This is a genomic window from Enterococcus sp. E4-223 (assembly GCF_035727065.1).
GTDB classification, from domain to species: Bacteria; Bacillota; Bacilli; order Lactobacillales; family Enterococcaceae; genus Enterococcus_B; species Enterococcus_B faecium.
The window spans coordinates 1-26,523 of the sequence record NZ_JAPMLH010000002.1 but is presented as its reverse complement, the minus strand read 5'-3'; the positions used below and the strand labels follow the sequence as shown (position 1 = coordinate 26,523).

The window sequence follows — 26,523 nt, the reverse complement described above, 5'->3', positions numbered from 1 at the left end:
TAGACTACTAATTGAAAAATAGTTTTTTATTTGAGGAGAATTCACAAAGTAGAAAAGAGGATTCCATGATATTATTACAAGCCAATCAGATTGCTCGCCATTTTGGTGCAGAAGTCTTATTTGAAAACATACATTTAGAAATCAGTACAGGCGCTCGTGTCGCTTTAGTTGGCAGAAATGGCGCTGGAAAATCGACTTTATTGAAGATCATTGCTGGAATTGAAGCACCTGATGAAGGAAAGATCGCTAAAAATAAAACAGCGACTCTCGGATACCTCGCTCAGGACACAGGACTTGATTCCAATGAAACAGTTTGGAACGAGATGCTGAAAGCTTTTGAACAAGTTAGACAAATGGAAGAGCGAATGCGCGAGCTAGAGATTTTCATTAGCGAAGGTACGCCAGACACACCTGCATATACTTCTTATTTAAAAGAATACGACCGGCTGCAACACGATTTTTCAGATCGAAACGGCTATGGTTATGAAAATGAAATTCGTTCCGTATTGCATGGGTTTAAATTCGATTCTTCATTTTATGATCAGAAAATCGATACTTTATCAGGCGGACAGCGCACACGTTTAGCTTTAGCTCGCATGCTTTTGCAACACCCTGACATTTTGATTCTAGATGAACCAACGAACCATTTAGATATCGAGACGCTTTCCTGGCTTGAGAATTATCTGCAAAGCTATACTGGTGCATTATTGATTGTTTCCCATGACCGTTATTTTTTAGATAAAGTAGTCAATGAAGTCTATGAATTAAGCAGAAGAAAAATGCGCCATTACAAAGGTAACTATTCGAAATATCTAGATTTGAAAGCAGAACAGCTAGCAAGTGAATGGAAGGCTTATGAAAAGCAGCAAACAGAAATCCATAAATTAGAAGACTTCGTTGCTCGGAACCTTGTTCGCGCCTCTACCACAAAACGAGCGCAAAGCCGCAGAAAGACATTAGAAAAAATGGACCGGCTGGATCGTCCTCAAGGGGATGAAAAACAAGCAAACTTTCTATTCAGTATAGAAAAGCCTTCTGGAAATGTAGTCTTGCAAATCGAAGATGCCGCTATCGGATATGATAATGTCACCTTATCTGAACCAATCAATCTAGATATCCGTCGTCAAGAAGCGATTGCTCTAGTAGGTCCGAATGGTATCGGGAAATCGACATTGCTGAAATCAATCATTCACCAGATCCCTTTTATCCGTGGAAAAGAAACGCTAGGGACAAATGTCACCATCGGCTATTACGATCAAGGTCAAGCTGATCTGCATACAAACAAGACGATCCTAGCAGAATTGTGGGATGAGCATCCTACCACTCCAGAAAAAGAGATTCGAAGTGCTTTAGGTGCTTTCTTATTTTCTGGCGAAGATGTAGAAAAACCAATCCCTCTGCTAAGTGGCGGTGAAAAAGCACGGGTTGCTTTAGCCAAGTTAGCGATGAACAAAGAAAATTTTTTGATTTTGGATGAACCAACAAACCATTTAGATATTGACAACAAAGAAGTATTAGAAAATGCATTGATCGATTATGACGGCACACTGCTTTTTGTTTCCCATGACCGATATTTCATCAATCGGATCGCGACAAAAGTCGTCGAACTCTCTGAAAATGGCAGCAAAGTCTATCTAGGAGACTATGATTATTATTTAGAGAAAAAGCAGGAAGAAGAAGAAATCGCCGAATTGTTGGCACAAGATGAGCCAGAATCTGCTCCTGCTCCCACGAACAAATCTGATTATTACCAAAGCAAAGAACAGCAAAAGCTTATCCGTAGCCTTCAACGAAAAATTACTCAGGTTGAAGAAGAAATGGCGCGGATCGATGAATGGATCGATCAGTTGGAACAAGAAATGGTCGCGCCAGAAAACCTGGAAGATCACGTAAAACTCAATGAGCTGAACCAAGATTTAGAAGCTGCTAGACAAGATCAAGAAACAAAATTGACGGAATGGGAAGAACTAAGCTTGGAATTAGAAGAATACGAGAATTAAAAGCCAATGGAAAGAGGTTGTGACAGCACTGTTGTCATAGCCTCTTTCTTTTTTATGCAGAAACATAGCGAAACCTTTCTCTTTTTCTTACTATTTTTCTCTACTGACAAAATAAACAATAATTTTCCGGCACAATTATTTGCTGTTTTTTACCATAACATAGTACGATCAACGTAGAAAAGGAGATGTTTTTATGAAAGTTGTTGTCATTGGCGGTGTAGCTGGCGGTCCTTCATTTGCCACTCGTTTCCGTCGATTGAATGAAGCGCACGAAATCATTATCTATGAACGCGGAGAAAATATTTCTTATGCAAGTTGTGCTTTGCCTTATTATTTAGGAGGTGTGATCACTGACCGTGACTCGCTGATCAAACGTACACCAGAAATATTGAAAACAAAAAACAACATCGATGTCTTTACTAAACACGAAGTAACAACAATCGATCCTTCTACTAAGCGATTAACAGTTAAAGACCTATCCACAAATGAAGAAACAAAAACAGATTACGATAAGTTGATCATCTCTTCTGGTGCTAGACCAGATTATCCGGATATTCCCGGAGTTTTTGAAGCAGAAAACGGCTTTGTCCTCCGTAGTGTGACGGATGCGGATCGAATCAAATCGTTCCTTGAAGAAAAAAATCCACAACATGTCGTCATTCTTGGTGCAGGTATTATGGGTCTGGAATTAGCTGAGAATTTCAAGCATCGCGGCTTAGACGTGACTTTAATCGATCAATTGCCACAAGTCGCTTTCCCTTATGATCCAGAAATTGCTGATTTAGTTTATGACAAATTGCTGAAAGAAGGATTAGCCGTTCATTTAGAAACAAGAGTTACTGAGATCCGTGATAAAGGTCGAGAAATAGTATTATCAGATGGCTCCGTCCTTTCTGCTGATATGCTAATCTTTGCTGTTGGTGTTTCTCCGAATAATGAAGTGGTGAAAGCAGCCGGCATACAATTATCAGATACAGGCCAGATCATTGTTGATGACCAGTTACAAACCAATCTGCCGGACATCTATGCGATTGGCGATATTATCGAAACGACTAGTGTAGTGACTGGTCAGCCGATCCAAAGTATGCTTTCCAGTGCGGCCAATCGTCAAGGACATATGCTGGCAGATATTTTAAATGGTACGCCTATGCGCTATCGCGGATATATTGGTGCAGGTGTCGCAAAAATCTTTGATCATACAGCAAGTTATGCGAGAATGACAGAACATGCATTAAAAGCATCAGGCATAACAAATTATAAAACTGTTTTTATCACTCCTTTTGACCATGCCTATTTCTATCCAGAAGCTACAAGATTAAATCTAAAGCTGATTTTTGATGCAGATAGCGGTCGTATTTTAGGTGGACAAGCATTTGGAGAAAAAGGTGTCGATAAACGGATGGGAGAACTTTCTGTAGCAATCACCGGAAACTTGACAGTCTTTGATTTGCCTGATTTGGAGTTGCCTTACTCTCCACCGTATTCTACTACCCGTGACCCGTTGAATATAGCTGGTTATGTCGCAATCAATCAAATGACGAATATCGTAGAAACGATCAAAGCAAGTGATATACCCGAAAACGATTTGAAAGAAGCGTTCTTTTTAGATATACGTGAACCTAATAAAGCACCTTCTGGCAGTATCTCGGCAACAAAAAATATTCCAATGAATGAGTTACGAGATCGAATCAATGAAATCCCTAAAGATAAAAAAATTTATATTACTTTCAGAAGAGGATTGAATACTTATACTTCTGCCCGAATCTTGGCAGGTTTGGGTATCAAAGCGATTTTGATTGAAGAATAAAAAAACGACCGCGGTGGGTAGCTGCGGTCTAGGAGTTATTTTTACTTGAGGAGTAAAAATGAAAAAGTATATAGGGTTGTTGGTTGGTATGTATATAGAATAGAAGATAAATGTGAAGAAATTGTGCATTATTTCTTCACATTTATTAGGTTATAGTTTAAGAAAGTTTAAACATTGCGCAATTTAATTATTTTAGCTGTTTCTTTTCATAAAAAAACATGTTGTGACTCTGAGACAAATCATAGTCCATAGTGATGTCTCTAGAGTAACTACGCCTAATATTACGAGGCATCATATTAATTCATCAGCACTAGTACCTAAACTAGCATCCCTTTCGAATATTTTTTCTTATATAATAAAGTTTGCTTTCACTCCTCCAATCTCATCAAATCGACTGGCTTGCGTTGTGTGATACTAGGAACTGATTTGTTTAGAACGACTTTTCTATTGTAATCATATTTTTCGCCATCCTCGTTGTCTTCTAATCCTTCAACGAATGATCCCTAATGTGTGTATTAAGTAATTTAATTTTTTTGTTCCTATTTATTTAACAAATAAATAATATAAAAGGTAAATAAAAAAGAGTGGATTTCTCCACTCCATGAAAAGCCGACTTTTTGGGACGCTTTTTTTTGCCAAGCCTCACATTTTTATAGCCAAACTTCTTTTGCGACTTGCTGCAATAATTGGATTTTCTTCCATTGTTCTTCTTCTGTTAAATGGTTTCCTTCTTCTGTTGAAGCAAACCCACATTGAGGACTGATACTTAGATTTTCCAATGGTACAAATTGTTGTGCTTCTTTTATTCGTTCTTTTATTTTCTCCGTATCTTCCAAATCTGGAAACTTAGAAGTAACTAATCCTAAAACAACTTTACTTTCTTTGTTACTCCAATGTCTTAAAGGAGTAAAATCTCCTGCTCGGTCAGAATCGTATTCCAAAAAGAAACCATCATAATTTGTTGAAAACAACTCTTCTGCAATGGGTTCATATCCACCGGAAAACAGCCAAGAAGAAGCGTGATTCCCGCGGCAGATATGTGTTGTGATCGTCAAATCTTCTGGTTTGTCTTCCAGTGCGTTATTGATAATCTCTGTACAAATATGGGCCATTTCTTTCGGATCAATTCCTTTTTGAAGAAGTGCTTCTCTTTTAGTTTGATCAGCTAGAAACGCCCAATTTGTATCATCGAATTGCAGGTAACGGCAACCTTTTTCATAAAAAGCCTGAATCGCTGCTTTGTAAGTAGAGGACAAGTCCTCATAAAAATCAGATAGATCAGGATAAATCTCCTTGATTTTTGAAGAACCATCATTAGATAGGATCTCTTGTCGTAAAATCATCGTGGGACTAGGGATCGTTGCTTTTGCAACAAAAGTATCATCTGTTTCCACTACTTCTTTCAGAAAAGCAAAATCTTTTAAAAATGGGTGATTTGGATTGAAAGATAATTTATCTACTACCCGAATATTATAAGCTGGTGCTGCTTTTCCGTGGAATGTTTGATTATATCCAGTTTCTGGAACATAGCCTTCGATACCATTTAGTTCTTCTAAAAAATCAAGATGCCAAAATCCACGCCGAAATTCACCATCTGTAATTCCTTTGATGCCGACTGCTTTTTGGTCTTCCACTAATTTTTTTATTTCCTGGTCTTCGATTGCACGAAGTTCTTCTTTTGAAAGTAAGCCTTCTTGAACTTTTTTTCTTGCTTCTTTGATCGATTGCGGGCGTAAGAAACTTCCGACATGATCTACTGTAAATGGTTTGTTTTTGCTCATTTCACTCACTCTTTTCTTTGTTTTTTTGTAAAAAAAAATCCTTTTACTAGCAAATACTAGTAAAAGGACGATTATACTCGTGGTACCACCTTTTTTCAGAAAAAACATTCTTTCTCTCAGCCTGACAATAAAATCAGTGGTCTTGGTAACGAAAGACTGTTCGTTTTTGCCTACCTTTCGACAAAAAATCCTCTAAGGCCATTTTCGACAGTCAACTTCTAGCTTTTTACACCAACCAAAGCCTCTCTTGAACCATTTTCTGTCTACTTTCCTTCTCATCGGATACTATTAGAATAAAATTAGAATAGCATGTTTGAAAGAAAAGTCAATAGGGAATAAGAACAAACAAAAACTAATTTGTTATTCTTAGTAATTTGTTTGTGGAATACAATAAAGCTTTTCTAATATGATAATTGTTCAGTCGTCCTTTCATCTTAGATCACTTCCTTAAAATGATCATACCCGTTTCAACCACATAAAAAAGGACTTAATTTTGAAAAATTTCCCATCAAAACTAAGTCCTTTTTATTATAGTTATGCAAATTTGCTTATTTTCTCGCTATTTCCGATACATCTTGAATTCTAAGAATAGGTCATTATAGATGCCTAGGTATTTCGATCCTAGATCTTCGTAGACTTCAAGATGGGAGATCGTGTCATCAGATGGATAGAATTGTTCGTCCGACGAAATGTCTTTTGGCAATAACGCTTTTGCTTTTTCATTTGGTGTAGAATAACCAATATACTCTGCATTTTGTGCCGCATTTTCCGGTTCTAGCATAAAGTTGATGAAATCATAGGCACCTTCTTTATTTTTCACGGTTTTTGGCATAACGATATTATCAAACCAAAGATTGGAACCTTCTGGTGGGATTACGTAATGTAAATGTTCATTTTCCCACATCATATCGGCAGCTTCGCCAGAAAATGTCACTGCCACGGAGGCTTCTTCATTGATCATATACATTTTGATCTCATCTGCCACGATTGCTTTGACATTTGGCGTTAAATGATTCAATTTATTTGCTGCTTCTGTCAGCTGTGCCATATTCTTACTATTCAAAGAATAGCCTAAACTATTCAAAGAAAGCCCCATAACTTCTCGTGCACCGTCAATCAGCATCAAACTGTCTTTTAATTCCGGCTTCCACAAATCATCCCAATGCTTAATTTGATCTGCATCAAAGAATTTATCGTTATATACGATCCCTAAAGTTCCCCAAAAATATGGAATCGAATACTGATTATCTGGATCAAAATCCAAGTCTAAAAATCGTGGATCAATATTATTTAATCCTTTGATCTTCGAATGATCTAATGGAAGTACTAGTTTTTCTTTGATCATTTTTTGGATCATATATTCACTTGGTATAGCGATGTCGTAGTTTGTCCCACCTTGCTGGATTTTTGTGAACATCGCTTCATTAGAATCAAATGTTTCATAATTCACTTTGTATCCATATTCTTTTTCAAATTTCGTGATCAAACTAGGATCGATATAATCTCCCCAGTTATAGATGGTAAGTACCTTTGCTCCACTCATGCCACTTGTTTTTTCAAGTTGACGAACACCAAGCAGCAGCACCGCAATAATGATGAGAATACCTAAAAACAGAGATTGTAATTTTTTCATCGCAGCCGTGCCACCCCCTCGCGTACTCTTCTGTTTTTCTTCAGCCGTTTTGGACGGTTTTCTTTACTAATGAAGTAGTATCCAATGACCAATATCATGGAGAACAAGAAAACTAACGCACTTAGCGCATTGATTTCTAAACTGATTCCTTGTCTTGCACGAGAATAAATCTCTACTGAGAGCGTCGTAAAGCCATTTCCTGTGACGAAAAACGTAACCGCAAAATCATCAAGAGAATAGGTAAATGCCATAAAATATCCAGCTATGATTCCTGGAGAAAGATAAGGCAAAATGATATTTTTGACTACTTGGAAATTATTAGCACCAAGGTCTCTAGCCGCATCGACCATTGAATCGTTCATTTCCTGCAATTTTGGCAAGACCATCAAGACGACGATTGGAATGCTGAAAGCAATATGGGAAAGCAATACACTCTGAAAACCTAATCCGAATCCTAGTAGTGTAAAGAAAATCAAGAAACTAGCACCGATAATAACATCAGGAGAGACTAATAAGATGTTATTCATGCTCAACAACGCTGTCCGTGCACGTCGTTTTTTCGTGTAATAGATTCCCATAGCCCCAAATGTCCCGATGATCGTGGCGATCAATGCAGATAAGAAAGCCAGCATGAACGTATTCAATACGATAATGATCAAACGTGTATCTTCAAAAACAGCTTCATAATTTTCCCAAGTAAATCCTGTAAAGCTGTTCATCGTTCCTCCTTCATTGAAGGAATAAAAAATCAGATAGAAGATCGGTGCATATAAGAATAAAAAAACAATCCCTAAATAAAGATACGACCATTTAAATTTTTTCATTTATGAGCGACCTCCTTTTTTCTTCTCGCCTGTCAGGAGCATCACGATGAACATAGCAATGATTAAAATCACACCGATTGTAGAACCCATCCCCCAGTTTTGTGTAACCAAGAAATGCTGTTCGATAGCCGTTCCTAAAGTGATCACCCGATTTCCGCCAATCAGACGAGTCAGCATGAATAAAGAAAGAGAAGGAATAAATACTGCTTGAACACCACTTTTCACACCATTTAATGATAACGGAAAAATCACTCGTCGGAAGGTCTCAAAGCTATTCGCGCCTAAATCTCTGCTGGCACTGATCAAAGAAGGATTCATCTCTTCCAATGCATTGAAAATTGGCATAATCATAAATGGAATCTCGATATACGTTGCCACGAACAGAAAACTGAAGTCTGTGAATAATATCTGTTTCGGCCCGATCCCGATAAAATCAAAGAAATGATTCACGCTGCCGTGCACACTGAAAATTCCAATAAATGCGTAAGCTTTAAGCAGCAGATTCACCCATGTAGGCAAAATAATCAGCATCAGCCATAATTGCTTGTGCTTCAGTTTTGTTAAAAAATAAGCAGTCGGGTAACTGATGATCAGCGTGAAAAACGTGATCAAAAATGCATACCATACAGAATTGATCGTCATAGAAAGCGATGTCCCCGACGTAAAATAAGATAGATAATTATTCAGCGTGAATTGCCCATTCATATCAAAAAAAGATTGATAAATGATCATTAATACAGGCGCGATCACGAATAAACCGAGCCACAAAATATAAGGGACGGAATAGATCCTGCGCATTGTTTTCATTCTTGTACCCCCTATTCTTCGTAGCTGTCAAGACGTGCATCGAATTCTTCTTCAGACTCGTTGAAACGCATGACATGGATATCTTCTGGCTCAAAGGCCAATCCTACTTTGCTTCCTTCTTTAGCTTTTTTCGTTGAATGGACCATCCATTCATTTTGCTGTTCATCATAACAGATGATTTCATAATGGACACCACGAAACAGCTGAGTATCGACCGTTACGACTAGTTTTCCTTTATCTGGTGTCGTGATCGTCAAATCCTCTGGGCGTAAAACAACTTCAACTGGTTCATTTAGACGCATCCCGCCATCGACACATTCAAATTGCTTACCAACAAACTCAACTAGATTATCTTCGATCATTACACCGTCCACGATATTGCTCTCCCCAACAAAATCAGCAACGAAATGATTGATTGGCTCATCATAAATATCTACGGGTGTACCACTTTGGACGATTTTCCCTTTATTCATGACAAAAATCTCATCACTCATTGCCAACGCTTCTTCTTGGTCATGAGTAACAAAAATAAACGTGATTCCTAATCGTTGTTGCAGATCCCGCAGTTCATACTGCATATCTGTACGTAGTTTCAAATCAAGCGCCGATAACGGTTCATCTAGTAGCAATACTTTCGGTTCATTTACAATTGCTCGTGCAATCGCTACACGCTGTCTTTGACCACCAGACATTTCACTGATCTCCCGTTTTTCGTATCCAGGAAGCTGGACCATACGCAAAGCATCTTTTACCTTCTTTTCGATATCTGATTTGGACATTTTCTTGATCTTCAATCCAAAAGCAACGTTATCAAAAACATTCATATGAGGAAAAAGTGCATAATCTTGGAAGACTGTATTTACTTGTCGCTTATTAGCTGGCAAATCATTCAACCGTTTCCCTTCAAAATAGATGTCCCCTTCTGTAGCTTCGGTGAATCCAGCTATGATACGTAGGATCGTTGTTTTACCACAGCCGGAAGGACCAAGCAGTGTATAAAATTTTCCTTGTTCGATCTCAAAATTTACTTTTTTTAATACTGTTTCATCATCATAGCGTTTCACTACTTGATCAAATGAAATGATTGGTTTCCCCACGTTTTTACCCCCTATATTACAAATATGATTGCGTTGCAACAATCAATACTTTTGTTCGTTTTTTGAGATGATTCCTTAATTGATGTTGTTTTGTCGCTTGATAATAGATCGACTGTCCTGCTTTTGCCACATAGACCGTCTCTCCTAAGCTTAACTCTAATTCCCCTTCTAATACAAAAATAAACGTTTCAGATAATGAAGGTTCAAACGTCTTATATTCTCCTGCACCTTCAAAAGTCAGCAAGACAGGCTCCATTTCTTTTTCATTCGAATCAGCCACGAGCCATTCCAATTCATACCCGTTTTCTTCATCGAAATAAACCGTATGATCTTCTTTTGAATAAACCACTTGCAGATTCGCTGCTTCTTGATGAAAAAATTCTTCTGGAGTCACACCTAAGACTTCAAGAATAGAAAAGAATGTTTCCATTGATGGTGAACTTAAATCTCGTTCCAACTGGGAAATATACCCTTTTGACAAATCTGTGCGTTCGCCTAGTTCTTCTTGTGTCAAATTCTTTTGGATGCGCAAATTTCTTAACTTTTCACCAATTTCCATAATTTCCTCCGAATCGAAGTTTTCTAATAGTAAACTTCCTGTTTACTACCACTCGTATTAGTATACGAAATTTATTGAAAAAGGCAACCCTTTGTAAAATTTTTTTTGCTGAATATTTCTTTATCTTTTGGAATAAATTCTAGTTGTTTGATTCTTTATTTTTCACCTAATTTTTGTCTAAATTTACGGAAGAACAAGAATAAAAGAGTAGGCTTTATGGTATGATAAAAGAAAATTTTAAAAGGAGTGTCTCACGAATGAACGCTTTTCGATCTTTTCAGGTAATAAAGGAACCTGTTTTCCATACAGCAATCAGTGATCTGCCATTTACTGAATTGGCTGAAAATGAAGTCTTGGTAAAAATTGCCTATTCTGATGTCAATTATAAAGATGCATTGGCAATGAGCGAATCTGGTCAGGTGATACGAACTTATCCGATGACTCCAGGGATTGATTTATCCGGAACTGTCGTCCAAAGTAACAATCCACGTTTTTCAAAAGAAGATCTTGTACTTGCTACTGGTTTTGGGCTTGGCGTCACCCATCCAGGCGGTTATAGCCAATATCAAAAAGTACCAGGAGACTGGTTAGTTCCTCTACCAAAAAATATGACGCTGCGTCAAGCGATGATCCTTGGTACAGCAGGGTTTACTGCTATGTTGTGTGTGAACGCTTTAATCCGTCAAGGTATGACCTCCGATAAAAAAGTTGTCGTTACTGGTGCTTCTGGCGGTGTAGGCAGTACAGCGATAGCCCTGTTACATAAACTAGGATTCCAGTCAATCATTGCCTTTTCCAGAAAAGAAGAGTCTGTCACATGGCTAAAAAGTCTAGGTGCTTCTCAAGTCGTACGACCTGATGAATTTCTGCCAGAGACAACAAAAGCTTTAGGAAAACAGCAAATCGACTATGTCATCGACACAGTAGGTGGCGAGCAGCTAAGTAGTCTTCTTCCATTGATCTCTTATAACGGTGCAGTAGCTTTATGTGGCAATGCTGGGGGAATCAAACTAAACGCGACTGTCTTGCCTTTTATTCTGCGAAACATCCAGTTGATTGGAATTGATTCTGTCAATGTACCAATAGATCAACGTCTTTCTTTATGGCAACAGATGGCGGATTTGCAGATTGCAGATGAACTGGTCGTCCAAGAGATTACTCTGGATCAATTGCCTGAAACAGCATCTAAACTACTTGCTGGAACACACCAAGGAAGAACACTAGTAAATGTAGGTGACCATAAATGAAGATTCTAATCACAGCTGGAGGAACGACTGAAAAAATCGATCAAGTACGTGCTATTACAAATCATTCGACAGGACGATTAGGGCAAGCATTAGCTGATTATTTAGCTGCCAATCCGGATACCACAATCGATTACGTGACTACGAAACAAGCACTGAAACCGAAAAGACACTCCAATATAACGATTTATACGATCGAATCTGCACTGGACTTATTTTTACAATTAGAAGCACTAACGAAAAAAGAACACTACAATGCGATTATCCACAGTATGGCAGTCAGTGATTTTACTCCTGCTTTTAGTTTTTCAGAAGAACAGCTGGCAAAAAACCTACCCACTTCTTCAACGCAAGAAGAACTGGACAATTGGTTTGCGGAAAATGAACAGACAGATACCACTGTTTCAAAGATCTCTTCTGACACCGAGCATCTTGTACTCGTTTTGAAGAAAACACCAAAAATCATTTCTTATCTACGTGAATGGCAGCCAAAAGCAAAAATCATTGGTTTCAAACTATTAGTAGATGTACCAAAGGAATCTCTTCTGGCAGTCGCAAAAAATAGTCTGATAAATAACAAAACTGATTTTATTTTCGCAAATGATTTGACGGAAATCCATGGCGAGACACATCACGGCTATCTCTTATCTAAAGATGGAACAGTGGAAGAAGCTCAAAGTAAATCTGAGATTGCTGCATTGATTACTGAGAAAATTAGACTGGAGGAAACAAAATGAAAAAGATCTTACTAGGCGTTACTGGAAGTATTTCTGCTTACAAAAGCGCTGATCTTACAAGTCAATTCGTCAAATTAGGTGCCCAGGTAGATGTGATTATGTCTAAAAGCAGCACACATTTTATCACGCCATTAACCTTGCAATCTCTGTCGAAGCGCGCAGTCCATACAGACGTCATGCAAGAATCAAATCCGCAGGTAATCAATCATATCGAACTAGCAAAACAAGCTGACTTGTTTCTCATCGCGCCTGCTACAGCAAACATTATCGGCAAGCTAGCAAATGGCATTGCAGACGATCTTCTTTCAACAGTCGCAATGGCGCTTCCAGTGGGAACACCAAAATTGATTGCCCCTGCCATGAACACGAATATGTATCAAAACCCGATCACTCAGCGTAATCTGGAAACATTGAGATCTGTCGGCTATCAGGAAATTGAACCAAGAGAATCTCTTTTAGCTTGTGGAGATTTTGGAAAAGGTGCCTTAGCTGATATTCAGACGATCATCGAACAGGTCATGCTGACTCTTAATGAAAGAAATGCTTAGAAAAAAGGAGTACTTATGAAAAATACAAAAAACTTTACATTAACTGCGATGTTTTTAGCTATTTTGATTTTATTAGCTGTTACGCCTTTAGGTTTTATCCCTATCGGTCCAATCAATGCAACAACCATGCATATTCCTGTAATCATTGCTTCGATCGTTTTAGGACCAAGACTAGGTGCTTTTCTTGGCGGTACATTTGGACTGATCAGCATGATCCGTAGCACAGTTATCCAAACACCTTTGTCTTTTGTCTTTTCTCCGTTTATCCCAGTCATCGGAACAGAACATGGAAGCTGGAAAGCCTTGCTGATCGCGTTTATTCCTCGCATCTTGATTGGGGTGGTTCCTTATTTCGTTTATAAAGGTCTGCGCAAACTAATGAAACAAAAAGCAGATTCCGTTTCTTTATTCTTAGCTGGACTTTCCGGTTCATTGACCAATACGATTTTAGTGATGAATATGATCTACTTTTTATTCCAGCAAGATTATGCCAAAGTCATCGGAACAAATTTAAATGCTGTTTATTCAGCTATTCTAGCGGTTATTTTTACAAGTGGTATACCTGAAGGAATCGTCGCAGGTCTTGCGACTGCAGCAGTATGCAATGTCTTGTTAAGATACTTCAAGCACCCTTCTCTTACTAACTGATAGTCATCGTAGCCGATCTCTGATTTTTTTCTCTTTTGGTGTTACTATTGAATGGAAAGATTTGACGTCGAAAGGATGATCCAAATGAAAATTTTTGTTGTAGGTGCAAACGGACAAATTGGCCGACACCTGATAAAAGATTTAGCTCCAAGTTCCCATGAAATTTTTGCAGGGGTGAGAGATGTCGCTTCCCAAACATTAGTAAAAAAAGAGAATGTTTCGTATGTCTCTTTTGATTTAACTTGGTCCGTGGAAAAAATGACCGAAGCATTCAAAGGCATCGATGTATTGATTTTTGCTGCCGGCTCTCAAGGAAAGAATCTTCTGCAAGTAGACTTGGATGGCGCAATCAAAACAGTGATCGCAGCTGAAAATGCGCATGTCTCTCGCTATCTGATGGTCAGTGCTGTTTATGCAGATGAACCAGCAAAATGGCCTGAGTCCATGACAGATTATTATATTACTAAACATTATGCAGATGAATGGCTGAAACGAACTAACTTAGATTTTGTCATTCTTCAACCAGTCACATTGACTAACGATGAAGAAGTTACTTCCATTCAATTAACTAAGCCTAATGAGAAGGCATCAAAAACGATCACTCGCTCTACAGTTGCTGCTGTACTTGCCGCTCTAGTGGAAGAAACGGATATTTCCCGTACTACTCTTGTACTTTCCGAAGGCAGCAAAGAATTGGATGCAGCATTCCATGAATGGACAAAGGAGGAATAGACCCATGCGTGCCATTTCAATTAAACATCCTGGTTCTGTAGATGTATTAGAACAAATTGAAGTGCCTGTTCCTGAACCAAAACAAGGCGAATTACTGATCAAAGTCCATACAGCAGCTGTCAATCGAACAGATATTATGAAAAGAGAATCAGTCTCTTTGAAACCTCCCTACCCTATTTTGGGAGTCGAAGTAGCTGGAGAGGTAGTTGAGAATAAAAGTGATATCTCCACTTTTACTCCTGGGACAAAAGTATACGGATTAGTCAATCTAGGTGGTTATGCCGAATATGCTGTGATGCCTGCCGATCGTGCAATCCTTCTCCCTGATACGCTAGACTATGTTTCTGCTGCTGGAATCTCAGAAGTTTTTTTGACTGCTTATCAAACACTTTACTGGCTTGGAAAATTACAAGAAGGCGAAACTGTCTTGATCCATGCAGGAGCAAGTGGTGTGGGAACAGCAGCGATCCAATTAGCTAGACAGCTTTCTCACGCGAAAATCATCGTTACTGCAGGATCAGAAGAAAAACTCGCCTTTTGTAAAGAACTTGGTGCAGATGAATTGATCAACTATAAAAAACAAGACTTTCAAGAAGAGGTACGAAAAATCACTGAAGGTCGGGGAGTCGATGTTATTTTGGATTTCATCGGCGCTTCTTACTGGGAAAAGAATTTAGCTTCTATAGCCGTTGATGGACGTTGGGTCTTGATTGGTATGCTAGGTGGGACCATCGTGCCTGAGATAGACCTTGGTGTATTGATTGGGAAACGTGTCCAACTGCTTGGTACATTATTGACACCTAGAAGTGATCAGTATAAAGCAGAGCTCGCACAAACTTTTATGCAAAAAGCTGGGCCTTTTCTAGAAAATGGCAAGATTCGGCCAATCATTGACCGTACATTCCAATTCAGCGCAGTCAAACAAGCGCATGAATATATGGAAGCAAACAAAAACATCGGAAAAATCATTTTGAAGATAACTGAATAAAATCATGCTGATCAAAAAAGAGGCTGGGACAGAAGCGTTTAACTCCAAGAAATAAGAAGAAATTCACGAAAATTGCTTTTCAAATTTTTGTGAATTTCAGCTAATTTCCAAAGGAGTTTCTTCTGCTTCCGCCGTTTATACGTGTTTAGAGCGTGAGACAAAAGTGTTCTTTACTTTTGTCCCACGCTCTTTTTCCGAATAAACGGTGTTCAAAAGCTTGCATCTGCGGTAATAAGTCCAACCAAGTTAAAAACATAAGAAGCTGTTTTTACTTGGCTGTTCTTATTACTTGATGCAGGGCAGCTTTTTCACAACCTCTTCACTAAACGGTATTCAATCAGCTGACCCTCGGTATTAGCTCAAAAAACGGCAAAATATGAGGAACTATTTTGCCGTTTGTTTCTCTAATACTCAGGTCAAAACGCTGATTTCACAACCTCTTTTTATTTACGTTCTATTTCATTCATTTTCCGAAGCAAATCGAGCTGCTTGTATGCCCGCTTGTCGCCCAAAAATAATGATCTCCGCAACTGAATTTCCACCGATCCGGTTGTTTCCATGTAAGCCACCTGTGACTTCACCAGCAGCATATAACCCCCTAATTGGCTGGTTTTCTTTATCTAATACTTCAGTGTTCGTATTGATTTTCACACCGCCCATCGTGTAATGGATTCCTGGTGCGATTTTGATCGCATAATAATTCGGAGACGATAAGTCATGTTCCATGGCTGTGGCACGGTTGAATTGAGCATCTTTTTTCTCCGCAACATCCGTATTCCATCCATCAACTGTTTTTGCTAGTGTTTCTTTTGGTAAATCGATTTTTTCTGCTAATTCTTCCATTGTCTTCCCAGTTGTGACATATCCTTTTTGGTCATAAAATTCAATAGCTGTGGCACGATCACGCACGCCTTGGTCAAAAATCAAATAAGCTGATTTTTCTGGCAATGCTGTAATTGCTGCAGATACTTTATCCCTTGTATCCATTTCATTGACAAATCTTTTCCCCTCTTGATCGACCAAGATTGCTCCTTCTCCGCGAACAACCTCACCAATCAAGACCCCCTCATCCTGCTGCACAGTTGGATGAATTTGTATTTTATCCATATCAACGGTTTGTCCACCTAATTTTTCAATCATGGTGATACCATCTCCAGTTGATCCTTCTTGATTTGTCGTAATATAATCAGCTAAATCGGGACGATATTTTTCAATAAATTCTTTGCTGGCACCAAAACCGCCTGTGGTAACTACGATTGCTTTTCCGGTGACCTCTTTTGGTTCTTCTCCTTGAACATGTACAGTCACTTCATTGACCGTTTCCCCATTTTTCTTAATGTCTGTCACATCTGCGTTGACAAAAATAGGGATTTCCCGCTCATGGACGTTATTCAATAACCCCTCCACTAAGTATCCACCAATAGCCGAGCCATCAGACGGACGATGTGTCCTCTTTTCACTCATCCCTCCAGTGATCGTTAAGTTGTCCAGTTTGATACCGTTTTGATCTAGCCAATCGACCGCATCAGCAGAGTGATCGACAAAGTATCGAAGCATTTCTTTATCATTCGTTCCTCCACCACCTTTTAGCGTTTCTTCATAGAAGGCATCATTCGAGTCTTTGATTCCTTCTTCTTTTTGAAATTTTGTTTCTGAAGCATTCATACCGCTTGATGATTTAGATGTGTTTCCTCCGGCAACAGGCATCTTTTCCAAAATTACTGGATTCAACCCAGCATCTTTTGCTTCGATAGCTGCTGCCATCCCTGCACCACCAGCTCCAATAATCACGACATCATAAGATTCTTTCATTTCTTTTGGATCTGTATATACTTGTTCAGAAGCGCCTGATGATACTTCGGCAGATTCCTTCGTACTAGAACTTGTCTGCGCTGTATTTTTCTGATCTGCGCCGCATGCGCTCATAGCAAGAAGTGCAACGGCTGTTAATAAACCAGCAACTAATTTTTTCATTTGTATCCCCCTTTTCTCCTTATACTATATTAAGTGATTTTTTTCACAATATCAACTCTGTTTTTCTTTAAGTCATATAGCTTTGGTAAACACACGCTTCTTAGTATAATTAAGGATATACATGAAGGAGTTATTTTATGAATCATTTGAAAACCTTTTTTACGAACAGTACAAAAACTGCAGGTAGAATCACAAACGGAATCTATATTTTATTACGTATCATCGTCGTTATTATGCTAGTGGATCAGGTCTGGAACCAACACTGGGGAAATACAATGCTTTTATTACTGACACTAATTTTATTTGAAATCCCTTATTTTCTGGAAAAGATATTAAAGATACAGATTCCAAATATGCTAGAAATCATTTTGTTATCTTTTATTTTTAGTTCAACAGTTTTAGGAGAGTTAAGTGATTTTTATGGCTATTTTTCAATGTGGGATACTTTTCTACATGCATTCAGCGGATTTTTAGCTGGGGGTGTCGGCTTTTCCCTTGTTTATTTGCTCAATAAAAATACAAAAACCATGAACTTGACTCCTTTATTACTAGCAGTTGTTTCCTTCTGTTTTTCGATGACAGTTGGTGTTATGTGGGAGTTTGTGGAATTTTCAGCAGATAAATTACTGCAATTCGATATGCAAAAAGATACGATCATCCAGCAAATCAATAGTGTGGAGTTAAGTAAAGACGGAAACACTGTCTATCATGTTCCAGATATCACTCGGACAATCATTGAAAGTCAAAATGCAGATGGTAAAACAGATAAAACAATCATCCAAAATGGTTACTTAGACGTGGGAATCATGGATACTATGAAGGATTTATTTGTTAATTTTATTGGAGCAGTTGTTTTCAGTGTATTTGGTTACCTCTATAGTCGAAACGATTACCAAAAATTTACGTTCATCAAGAATTTTATTCCTAAAAAAATCAAACGATAAAACATGCTAAAAAACAAGAGAAGGGGCAGTGACAATACTTTTGTCACTGCCCCTTCTTTTTTGAATGTATGGCATGCCATTAGTTATCCGATAGTATTAACTCAAAAAAGTAAGATATGAGGAATGACTATTTCGCTTTTTATCCCAATACTGAGGACTTGTTTCACCATTTCGTTATTTATCTAATTTACTTAAAACCTGCATAACTTTTTCATAATCTGGATTAGGTGTGCCGTCTAGATTTTCAGCAATAAAAGTAAAACCCATTTTTTTATAAAGAGCAATCGCCTGATGGCTCCATGTCTGTGTGTGAAGATAGATTGGTCCGTCCGTATGGAGGGTAGGAAATTCTTGCAAGACTCTGGCAGTCAATGCTTTTGCGAGCCCTTTTCCTTGGTAATCTGGTTTCACTGCTAACCAATGAAAAACCGGATACACTTGCTCTCTTGATTTTTTTCGCCAAGCGGTACAGGTTGCTACTTTTTCTCCTTTTTTTGTCTCTACAAAAAACATCCTTCTTTCAAGTTCTTCAGGATAAGGAGCAAAGTTTTGTTGAAAATACTCAAGTGCTTCATCTGTCGTTTGAAATTCCCCAACGGAAGTCTCAATCTCCGCCCAAGCAGATTCATCTTCTTTTTGATAAAATCGAAATTCAAAACCTTCCGCTAAAGGCGTGATTGGAACATTTTGTTGAAGTGGTCTTGTCATCCAGATTTCTGCGTAAGGTAACGTTTTATCTAACATTTTTCTATCCCTCCTCGTCTCCATTATGCCAAATAACATATGACTCAGCTACTTATTTGACTATAACAGATAGAGATATAAATCAGAACCAGTCATCTGCGTCAAATTCATTTCGATTAGCGTATACCCATGTTCCTGCGATACCTCGCATGAAATCTCCTAAAGCAGAAGAAGAAGGAATACCTCCACCAGGTGCGGGTGTTCCCGGACTAGGAAGTGGTACTTGCGGCTGCAGATGCTCATCGGTGGAATCAATAGTTGACAAGCGTTTTTTCTTCGTTTCCTTGTGGTCATCTGATTCATTCTGATCTTCCGACTGTTTAGCAACAAATTCTTTTTCTGATTGTTGTTTTATTTTAGGCTCTAAAATTTCATTTTCCAATCCAGAAACTTGTGAGGCCAAATGAGCTTCTTGCCTTATCGTTTTATTAGATTCTGAGATTTTTCTAGATATTCTTGCTAACTCTAGGCTTCTTGTTTGTTTTACTTTCCCTGTTGGAGAAACTGCATGAGCCATTTGTTGTTTTTTTTCTGACAAGCTTTCTTCTTGTTTTTTTTGTTCTTTTTGTCTTATCTGTTTTTTTAATGGTAAAACGTGTAAAAGCGACTGAGTGTTGCGTTCTTGGAGTGAATACGGGTCATGATAACTATACATAATCGTAAAATCACCTGTCTGTTTGGTCAAATAACCATCCTCCAATGGTTCTCCGTTGATTGTAACCGATACATCCTTTAACGGTACGGGTTTACCTAAGGAATTTGTTGCTGATTGGATCAACTCTTCTTTGTTTATTTTTTCGTTTGGATGAACAATAAGATCATGACCTTCTAATGAACGATTGTCTGGTATATAAACATAAGTAAAGGTAATTTCCCCTCCTGATTGCTTCCTATTATTCATCAGTTCTGAGTGAAGTACTTCAAGGATCTCCGACCAGTGACTTTTTCTGTCTAATCCGTTTGCTTGCATCCAATCAGAAATAGAAGTGACTTTCCCATTTTGTTCATAAGTCGATAAATCTATATTTGGCACTCGATCAGAAAATTCAGCAGGTAGGCGCAAATCAGGAATACGATTTACACTACTCATATGTGTTTCTGCTTGAAGTTCTTTATTTGTTTGACTATCTATAAAATGAGTGATGACAGTCGATGAAGCAGCAGATGCTTCTACATAAACTACAGCTGTTGTTTCTGCCACATTTGATGTTTTCGAGTCTATATAAGTTAATACAACGGGATATTCTCCCGGAGTTGTAGTATCTACTGTCCCGTTCATTTTGATTTCTTCTTTATTTCCTGAAGTTCCATCGCTTTTTGTTACATATTCAACAAGATCTTTAGGGGCGTAACTTTCTCCTGTTCTTAAGTGAAGATCTTTTCCTTTGATAGCTGTTTGATCAGCACGAACATGGATCACAGCAGATGCAGTCATTGTTTTTAAAGCAATTGGATCAAAATAGGACAAGGAAATAGTAGATGTTCCTGTATTAGTCGTATCCACTATATTCCCATTGTTTGAAATTACTTTGGACATATCTCCTTGTGTTCCATCTGCGTTCTTCAGCCTTTCTACCAGATCAGATATCGAAACTTTTGTCCCTGCCAGAACATCGATTTTCTTTCCTTCAAACTGTGAATAATCTTTTTCATATACATAAGAAGCTTGTGCGCTTCCACCGTCCTTTATATCTGTCAAAGCATGATTCAAAATATCAGTGATCTGTTTTAACTGATCACCTTTTGTAGGATCAGTCATATCGGAAAAGATAGAAAGCGGCACACTGCTTCCGGTTTCCGATGTCCATAATGTTTTGTTAGGAATTAACCAGTAGTGGTTTATCGTTGGAGGATAACTGACTTTATTATAGGAAGTCAATGCAGGAAGTAGCTGTTTTCCATTTGCATCAGTGAAAGTATGAGTAATAGTGATAGGGGAATCAGTGGTCTCAGAAACAGAGGTACGTACGACCTTGATGGTTTGTGCCGTTGCCTGAACGGGTACATGCATATAGACACCTACAGATAAACTGATCAGCATCGTGCGCATCATAAACTTAACGTAGTGTTTTTCAGAACACGACCGTTCCTTATCTAAACGACAAGCGTGTTTATTTAGTTGTTTTGAACGTCTTTTTGAACACATTTATTCTTAGTCCTCCCTACTCTTGTCTAAACATGAAGTAGTAATTTTCATAAGATGATTTCATTATATAAATAAAATCAAAAGAAGATGGACTATTAGGAGAGTATTTTTTTTGATTTTTTATTGTTTCAAGAAAATCGGAATAATAACTTATGTACTTTTTAATTTTGTTAAGTAATATATCTAGTTATATCTAGTTACCTTTTCTTTGAAAAAAACATAAATCAGCTAATAAATATGTGAGACAAAGCTGCCATCCATAAATACTAGCTGATTTTTTCAGTTAAATGTCTATTTTTTTCTCTGATGATGATATTTCCAAAATATTCCCAGTCATCTGGAGTCGGTGGATTTTTCCAAATTATCTGTTCTTTATTAAATTTTTCAAGTAAACAATCAGATAAATAAATATTCGTACGAGAAGTGATTCGACTCTCAACCACAATATTGTAATTTTTAAATCCTTTCACTTGAGAAATAATGTAATCGGTATAAGCAGATCCTTGCGAAAAATCAATACAGACATGAATCGGTGCTTCAAAATATGATACCGGACAAATACCGACCAATAAAAAGAGATAATCATAAAATAAGCGAATCATGAAACGTTCATCTTTTCCCAAGAAATAGCGTTTATTCTCTTGTATGACCTTTTGGATTGCTGTACTGAATATTGGATACGTCTCGAAGAAAAACTGTAGCTGCTTTTTAGACGTAAAGCTAGTCATCTCAAAGTCGAATATCCAATTTTTTCGATTGACATGCATCATACCCATACGAAGTTCTTTTCGTATATATAGTCTTTCTTCTTCAGAGATTTCAATCGAAAATGGTAATTGATCAATCAATTCCACTGACATTTTTTGACTAATCATGTGGATATCATGAAAATGAGCTTCCGCAAGTCCAAATGCGCCATCTAATTCAAATTCTTCTTCCGTGATCAAAAACAACATGATATAAGAAATCTCATCAATGATCTGCTCTTTAGGGATATGAAGAAAAGAAATATGTGATAAATCCTTGATGATCTTCATTCCTTCTGAGCTCTTAAAGTATTCATCTGAAAAGAAACGTTTTCCGATTGGTTGATTCCCATAGGCCCTCAACAAACTAATAGTGGTTAGCAAATTGAATTTGATTCGTTTTGTTGCAGACAGTTTTAAATTGAACAGATATTCAAAATATTGCACGATACTCTTTGCTTCATTCATGACGCTTTCTCTAAATGGCATAGAAAAACCATTAAAGACCCCGAAATATACCCCAAATAATACGTTCCGTATGTTTATTTTCTTCCCCAACTAATATGTTTTTCTTTAACTTTATTTGATGCTGTTCAAGAAAAGAGACTAATTCTCTTCTTTTTACATAGGCTCTTGATATGCTTAAAAAATGATTCTCTGCAAATTTTTCGATCGTTACTTTTGAATCCACGATCTCCGTTAACAGTCGAGCAATTTTTGATCGTTGAAAGTAGATTCTTCTTAAATTTTTGATATCCGTCAAATTCAGACGTTCGACATGGATCTCTGCTTCTTCTGAAATTTGGATCTCTGGCTTTGTTTTGAATTCAGTAAATTCTTTATTTAATTCTATGATATAATTTCTTGTTTTAAATTTAGACAAACCTAATGTTTCATATAACTTAGGCAGCACTACATAATTCTTTTTCTCAAATTCTAAATATCTAGCTAGCAGCAGTTTTTCTCTATCTTCCTCTTCTATAAGGTAATCCAACTTCATATCCTACACCTCAAAAAATGCCTCATACCAATTACTTGATATGCAGATGAAAGTTCATCTTTTCACCTATACTGATTTTATGATGGATTATGCTTGTTTTTTCATCAGTTATTCTCATTTTTTATCTTTTTTTTGAGAATATTGCAAAAAATGGAAAAATTTATGAGGAAATATTCTATATTTTTTGTTTTATTGTGTTAAAATGTACAAGATTTGCGCCATTTGCGTAAACAACCACAAAAAAGAGCAGGACGGCCACCGTCCTGCTCTTTTACTTATTTTAAGTTCCATTACTTATTAATTGGCTAAACTTCTGCTTGTTTCTGATATTGCTTGTTTTTCTCCAATGATCCGCACTTCTGTTTCTAAAGACACATCAAATTTTTCTTTGATTACTTCTTGGATGTGCGCAATCAATTCAATATAATCTGTCGCTGTCGCATGATCGATATTGACGATGAATCCAGCATGTTTTTCAGAGACTTGTGCACCGCCCCATTTCAGGCCTTGCAATCCTGCTTGTTGGATCAGCTGACCTGTATAGTGTCCTACTGGGCGCTTAAAGACACTTCCGCATGAAGGGTATTCTAATGGCTGTTTTGATTGACGCAATTCGGTCAACTCATCCATTCTTGCTTTGATTGCTTCATAATCCCCTGTTTGCAAACTGAATCGAGCTTCCAATACGATAGCACGTAATTCTTGGACTTTACTGTGACGATAAGAAAATACCATTTCGTCTTTTGTCAAAGTTTTCAATGTTCCATCTTCAAGTAAAAGATCCACTTCAGCAAAAACATCTTTGATCTCTCCGCCATACGCACCTGCATTCATATAAACCGCTCCACCGACACTTCCCGGGATGCCGCAAGCAAATTCAAATCCAGTCAATGATTCTGCCAAAGCTGCATAAGTCGTATCAATCAGTGAGGCACCTGCTTCCGCAATGACCATCGTTCCTTTGACATGAATCTGTTTCATTTCAGTCAGCATGATGACTACACCGCGAATCCCGCCATCTTGAACGATCAGATTGCTTGCATTTCCTAATACCATCCAAGGTATATCATGGATTCGGCAATAATCGATGATTTGCTTTACTTCGTCTTGCTTTTTCGGGAATGCAAGGACATCAGCTGGTCCGCCTGTTTTCGTAAACGTATAGTTCATCAATGGTTCATCAAACAATAAAGTAATCGTGGCTAAGCTTTCAACTATTTCTTCTTTATTCACTGAGGATTTTCCTTTCTTTTCTCAAACGTCCTCATTATTCTATCACGCTTAATACAATCTTGCCAGTCTTGTTCAAAGTTGATGACGGTAGTGATCTTTAAGCACTTTCTCACATAATTCATGACTTCTTACAACTTCTTTTTGTTTAAGCATTTCTGTTTCCGATTTACCTAAACGGATCTGAGAAAAGAAGGCCTCTACCATTGGCTCAAACCCGCGTTTGACTAGCGTGTTTGTCCAGTCGCCAAATTCTTTCACTTTTTTTCCATCAGCATCTTGAATGACAAGCTGGGTCAGATCGTTTACTTCATAAGTACCATTTTTACTTGTTACTTGATATTTTTCTATATTAGCGCCACTTGCTAAATCCATCGTTAAAATAGCCGTTTGATTTTGTGTTTCTAATTGTAAAATGGCATATTCCAAAAATTCCTTTGTTTCTCTTATCTGGTATTTTGTTCTCAAAATGGGTTCATCAAATAAATACACAGCTGTATCAATAAGATGTAAAAACAAATCATAAAGGACGAACTCTGTCATTTCTTTTGCCGCTATTCGATTTTTTTGCAGGTGGATCAACCGCTTATCTGGGATACGTTTTAATTCTTCTACCATAGGAGCAAAGCGCCGGTTGAAACCGATCATCAAAATTTTTTGGTTCTTATCAGCTAATTCTTGCAATTCACGAACTTCATTTAGATGGACACTCAGTGGTTTGTCAATATAAACATGGATACCATTTTCTAGACATTTTTTGGCTAATTCATAATGTACTTTTGTTGCTGCGTGGATCATACATGCTTCGATTTTTTCTTCTAAAAGCTCATCGATCGTTTCATATAGATGTTGGAACCCGTACTCTTTTTGAATTCTTTCTTTTGTTTCTTTATTTCTTGTTGCAAAATAAAAATCAAGTGTTCCTTGTTTTTTCGCATAAGTTGGTAAATATGCTTTTTCTGCGATATTCCCTACACCGATTACACCAATCTTCATCTACTTTCCTCCTGGATCATTTAGTTACTTTCATCTTACACCATTTTTTACTAAAATGAGGTACAATAGTATCGCAAAGGTAAGGAAATTAATTCGAAGGAGTGTGCTTTTATTGAAATTTATCTCTTGGAACGTAAACGGGCTTCGTGCCATCGTAAATAAAAATTTTTTAGAAGTTTTTCATGAGTTAGACGCCGATTTTTTCTGTCTGCAGGAAACAAAACTCCAAGCAGGACAAATTGATTTAGATCTTCCAGGTTATTATCAATATTGGAATTACGCGGAACGAAAAGGCTATTCCGGCACAGCGATTTTTGCTAAAAAACCAGCATTGAATGCCACTTACGGAATGGGTATCGATATCCATGATACAGAAGGCCGTCTGATTACTTTGGAATATTCCGATTTCTTTCTTGTAACCTGTTACACGCCAAATTCTCAAAGCGAATTAAAACGTTTAGATTACCGATTAGAATGGGAAGAAGCATTTTATAATTATTTGGAAAATCTAAAGAAACAAAAACCAGTGATCATTTGCGGAGATCTAAATGTCGCGCACCAAACGATCGATTTGAAAAACTGGAAAACGAATCAAAAAAATGCTGGATTTACTCCAGAAGAAAGAGCGGCTCTTTCTCGACTGTTGGATAACGGGTTTGTCGACACATTCCGTTATTTTTATCCAACCCAAGAAGGTGTCTACTCTTGGTGGAACTACCGATTCAATTCAAGAAAAAACAATGCTGGTTGGCGGATCGATTACTTTTTGGCGAGCAAAGATTTAGAGCCAAGACTAGCTGATGCAAAGATCCATACGGACATTATGGGCAGTGATCATTGTCCAGTAGAATTAGATTTGAAATAAAGAGGTTGTGAAAAAGTCGTTTAGTTTCGAGTATTAAGAAAAATTTTGTGAAAATGGCTTTCCACATTTTTGCATAAATTTGGCTTAATACCGAGAAACTGGCTTTTGAACACCGTTTATTAAGAGGTTGTGAAATCAGCGTTCTGACCTGAGTATTAGAGAAACAAACGGAAAAATAGTTCCTCATATTTTGCCGTTTTTTGAGCTAATACCGAGGGTCAGCTGATTGAACACCGTTTAGTGGAGAGGTTGTGAAAAAGCTGTCCTGCATCAAGTAATAAGAACAGCCAAACAAAAATAGCTCTTCATATTTTTCGTTTGGTTAGGCTTATTACCGCAGATGCAAGCTTTTGAACACCGTTTATTAAGAGGTTGTGAAATCAGCGTTCTGACCTGAGTATTAGAGAAACAAACGGAAAAATAGTTCCTCATATTTTGCCGTTTTTTGAGCTAATACCGAGGGTCAGCTGATT

Annotated in this window: 21 protein-coding genes, 1 pseudogene and 1 other annotated feature; of the genes and pseudogenes, 10 read left to right on the top strand and 12 right to left on the bottom strand. The window is 37.6% G+C overall.

From position 1 onward, the window contains the following. Positions 1 to 65: 65 nt before the first annotated feature. Entirely contained in the window at positions 66 to 2,000 is a 1,935-nt protein-coding gene (locus OS139_RS02850) for an ABC-F family ATP-binding cassette domain-containing protein (protein WP_002323592.1), read from the top strand. A gap of 193 nt (positions 2,001 to 2,193) precedes the next feature. Further along, positions 2,194 to 3,807, top strand: a complete 1,614-nt coding sequence (locus OS139_RS02845) for an FAD-dependent oxidoreductase (RefSeq protein ID WP_325066789.1) — start codon at positions 2,194 to 2,196, stop codon at positions 3,805 to 3,807. A 650-nt stretch (positions 3,808 to 4,457) separates the two neighbouring features. Here OS139_RS02845 and OS139_RS02840 read toward each other — a convergent pair. The 6 genes from OS139_RS02840 to OS139_RS02815 form a co-directional block, all read right to left on the bottom strand. Beyond that, complete coding sequence (locus OS139_RS02840) at positions 4,458 to 5,588, bottom strand: 5-methyltetrahydropteroyltriglutamate--homocysteine S-methyltransferase (protein WP_002331609.1); 1,131 nt, start codon at positions 5,586 to 5,588, stop codon at positions 4,458 to 4,460. A 60-nt stretch (positions 5,589 to 5,648) separates the two neighbouring features. After that, positions 5,649 to 5,876 (bottom strand) — a binding site (T-box leader). Between the two features lie 271 nt (positions 5,877 to 6,147). After that, positions 6,148 to 7,221 (bottom strand): ABC transporter substrate-binding protein, encoded by a 1,074-nt coding sequence (locus OS139_RS02835; RefSeq protein WP_002293464.1) that lies wholly within the window; start codon positions 7,219 to 7,221, stop codon positions 6,148 to 6,150. After that, positions 7,218 to 8,045, bottom strand: coding sequence for an ABC transporter permease (locus OS139_RS02830; protein WP_002287036.1), 828 nt, complete (start codon positions 8,043 to 8,045; stop codon positions 7,218 to 7,220). The genes OS139_RS02835 and OS139_RS02830 overlap by 4 nt, the downstream gene beginning before the upstream one ends. Beyond that, positions 8,046 to 8,852, bottom strand: coding sequence for an ABC transporter permease (locus OS139_RS02825; RefSeq protein WP_002287038.1), 807 nt, complete (start codon positions 8,850 to 8,852; stop codon positions 8,046 to 8,048). It abuts the gene before it with no gap. An 11-nt stretch (positions 8,853 to 8,863) separates the two neighbouring features. After that, positions 8,864 to 9,949, bottom strand: coding sequence for an ABC transporter ATP-binding protein (locus tag OS139_RS02820; RefSeq protein WP_002331610.1), 1,086 nt, complete (start codon positions 9,947 to 9,949; stop codon positions 8,864 to 8,866). Positions 9,950 to 9,965: 16 nt separating this feature from the next. After that, positions 9,966 to 10,508: a helix-turn-helix domain-containing protein gene (locus OS139_RS02815; protein WP_002287040.1), complete on the bottom strand. Its 543-nt coding sequence runs from the start codon at positions 10,506 to 10,508 to the stop codon at positions 9,966 to 9,968. Between the two features lie 257 nt (positions 10,509 to 10,765). Between OS139_RS02815 and OS139_RS02810 the strand changes: the two genes are divergently transcribed. The 6 genes from OS139_RS02810 (at position 10,766) to OS139_RS02785 (ending at position 15,405) form a co-directional block, all read left to right on the top strand. After that, positions 10,766 to 11,755, top strand: coding sequence for an oxidoreductase (locus tag OS139_RS02810; protein WP_025481556.1), 990 nt, complete (start codon positions 10,766 to 10,768; stop codon positions 11,753 to 11,755). Then, on the top strand, positions 11,752 to 12,489 hold the full coding sequence (locus OS139_RS02805) for a phosphopantothenate--cysteine ligase (protein ID WP_002331612.1): 738 nt from the start codon (positions 11,752 to 11,754) through the stop codon (positions 12,487 to 12,489). Before OS139_RS02810 ends, OS139_RS02805 begins: the two co-directional genes overlap by 4 nt. After that, the gene (gene coaC / locus OS139_RS02800; protein ID WP_002287045.1) at positions 12,486 to 13,037 is read left to right on the top strand and encodes a phosphopantothenoylcysteine decarboxylase; all 552 of its coding nucleotides are present in this window, start codon (positions 12,486 to 12,488) and stop codon (positions 13,035 to 13,037) included. The genes OS139_RS02805 and coaC overlap by 4 nt, the downstream gene beginning before the upstream one ends. 15 nt (positions 13,038 to 13,052) lie before the next feature. Then, entirely contained in the window at positions 13,053 to 13,685 is a 633-nt protein-coding gene (locus OS139_RS02795) for an ECF transporter S component (RefSeq protein ID WP_002287046.1), read from the top strand. A gap of 84 nt (positions 13,686 to 13,769) precedes the next feature. Next, positions 13,770 to 14,417: an NAD(P)-binding oxidoreductase gene (locus OS139_RS02790; RefSeq protein ID WP_002306120.1), complete on the top strand. Its 648-nt coding sequence runs from the start codon at positions 13,770 to 13,772 to the stop codon at positions 14,415 to 14,417. A gap of 4 nt (positions 14,418 to 14,421) precedes the next feature. Next, positions 14,422 to 15,405, top strand: coding sequence for an NAD(P)H-quinone oxidoreductase (locus tag OS139_RS02785; protein WP_002306118.1), 984 nt, complete (start codon positions 14,422 to 14,424; stop codon positions 15,403 to 15,405). 459 nt (positions 15,406 to 15,864) lie between these two features. Here the strand turns inward: OS139_RS02785 and OS139_RS02780 are convergent, their stop codons facing one another. Beyond that, positions 15,865 to 17,379, bottom strand: coding sequence for a flavocytochrome c (locus OS139_RS02780; RefSeq protein WP_002287050.1), 1,515 nt, complete (start codon positions 17,377 to 17,379; stop codon positions 15,865 to 15,867). Between the two features lie 137 nt (positions 17,380 to 17,516). Here OS139_RS02780 and OS139_RS02775 point away from each other — a divergent pair, with 137 nt between their 5' ends. Next, positions 17,517 to 18,323, top strand: a complete 807-nt coding sequence (locus OS139_RS02775; RefSeq protein ID WP_002287053.1) for a hypothetical protein — start codon at positions 17,517 to 17,519, stop codon at positions 18,321 to 18,323. Between the two features lie 174 nt (positions 18,324 to 18,497). Here the strand turns inward: OS139_RS02775 and OS139_RS02770 are convergent, their stop codons facing one another. The 5 genes and pseudogenes from OS139_RS02770 to OS139_RS02750 form a co-directional block, all read right to left on the bottom strand. Further along, entirely contained in the window at positions 18,498 to 19,067 is a 570-nt protein-coding gene (locus OS139_RS02770; protein ID WP_002287055.1) for a GNAT family N-acetyltransferase, read from the bottom strand. Between the two features lie 82 nt (positions 19,068 to 19,149). After that, positions 19,150 to 21,213 carry a bacterial Ig-like domain-containing protein gene (locus tag OS139_RS02765; protein WP_002331613.1) on the bottom strand — a complete coding sequence of 688 codons (2,064 nt, stop codon included), beginning with the start codon at positions 21,211 to 21,213 and terminating at the stop codon, positions 19,150 to 19,152. Positions 21,214 to 21,479: 266 nt separating this feature from the next. Further along, positions 21,480 to 22,959: pseudogene (locus OS139_RS02760) on the bottom strand (helix-turn-helix domain-containing protein). Positions 22,960 to 23,256: 297 nt separating this feature from the next. Further along, positions 23,257 to 24,192, bottom strand: a complete 936-nt coding sequence (murB, locus tag OS139_RS02755) for a UDP-N-acetylmuramate dehydrogenase (protein ID WP_002291437.1) — start codon at positions 24,190 to 24,192, stop codon at positions 23,257 to 23,259. 72 nt (positions 24,193 to 24,264) lie between these two features. After that, positions 24,265 to 25,185, bottom strand: coding sequence for a Gfo/Idh/MocA family protein (locus tag OS139_RS02750; protein ID WP_325066788.1), 921 nt, complete (start codon positions 25,183 to 25,185; stop codon positions 24,265 to 24,267). 112 nt (positions 25,186 to 25,297) lie between these two features. Between OS139_RS02750 and OS139_RS02745 the strand changes: the two genes are divergently transcribed. Further along, on the top strand, positions 25,298 to 26,050 hold the full coding sequence (locus tag OS139_RS02745; RefSeq protein ID WP_002306113.1) for an exodeoxyribonuclease III: 753 nt from the start codon (positions 25,298 to 25,300) through the stop codon (positions 26,048 to 26,050). Positions 26,051 to 26,523 lie beyond the last annotated feature (473 nt).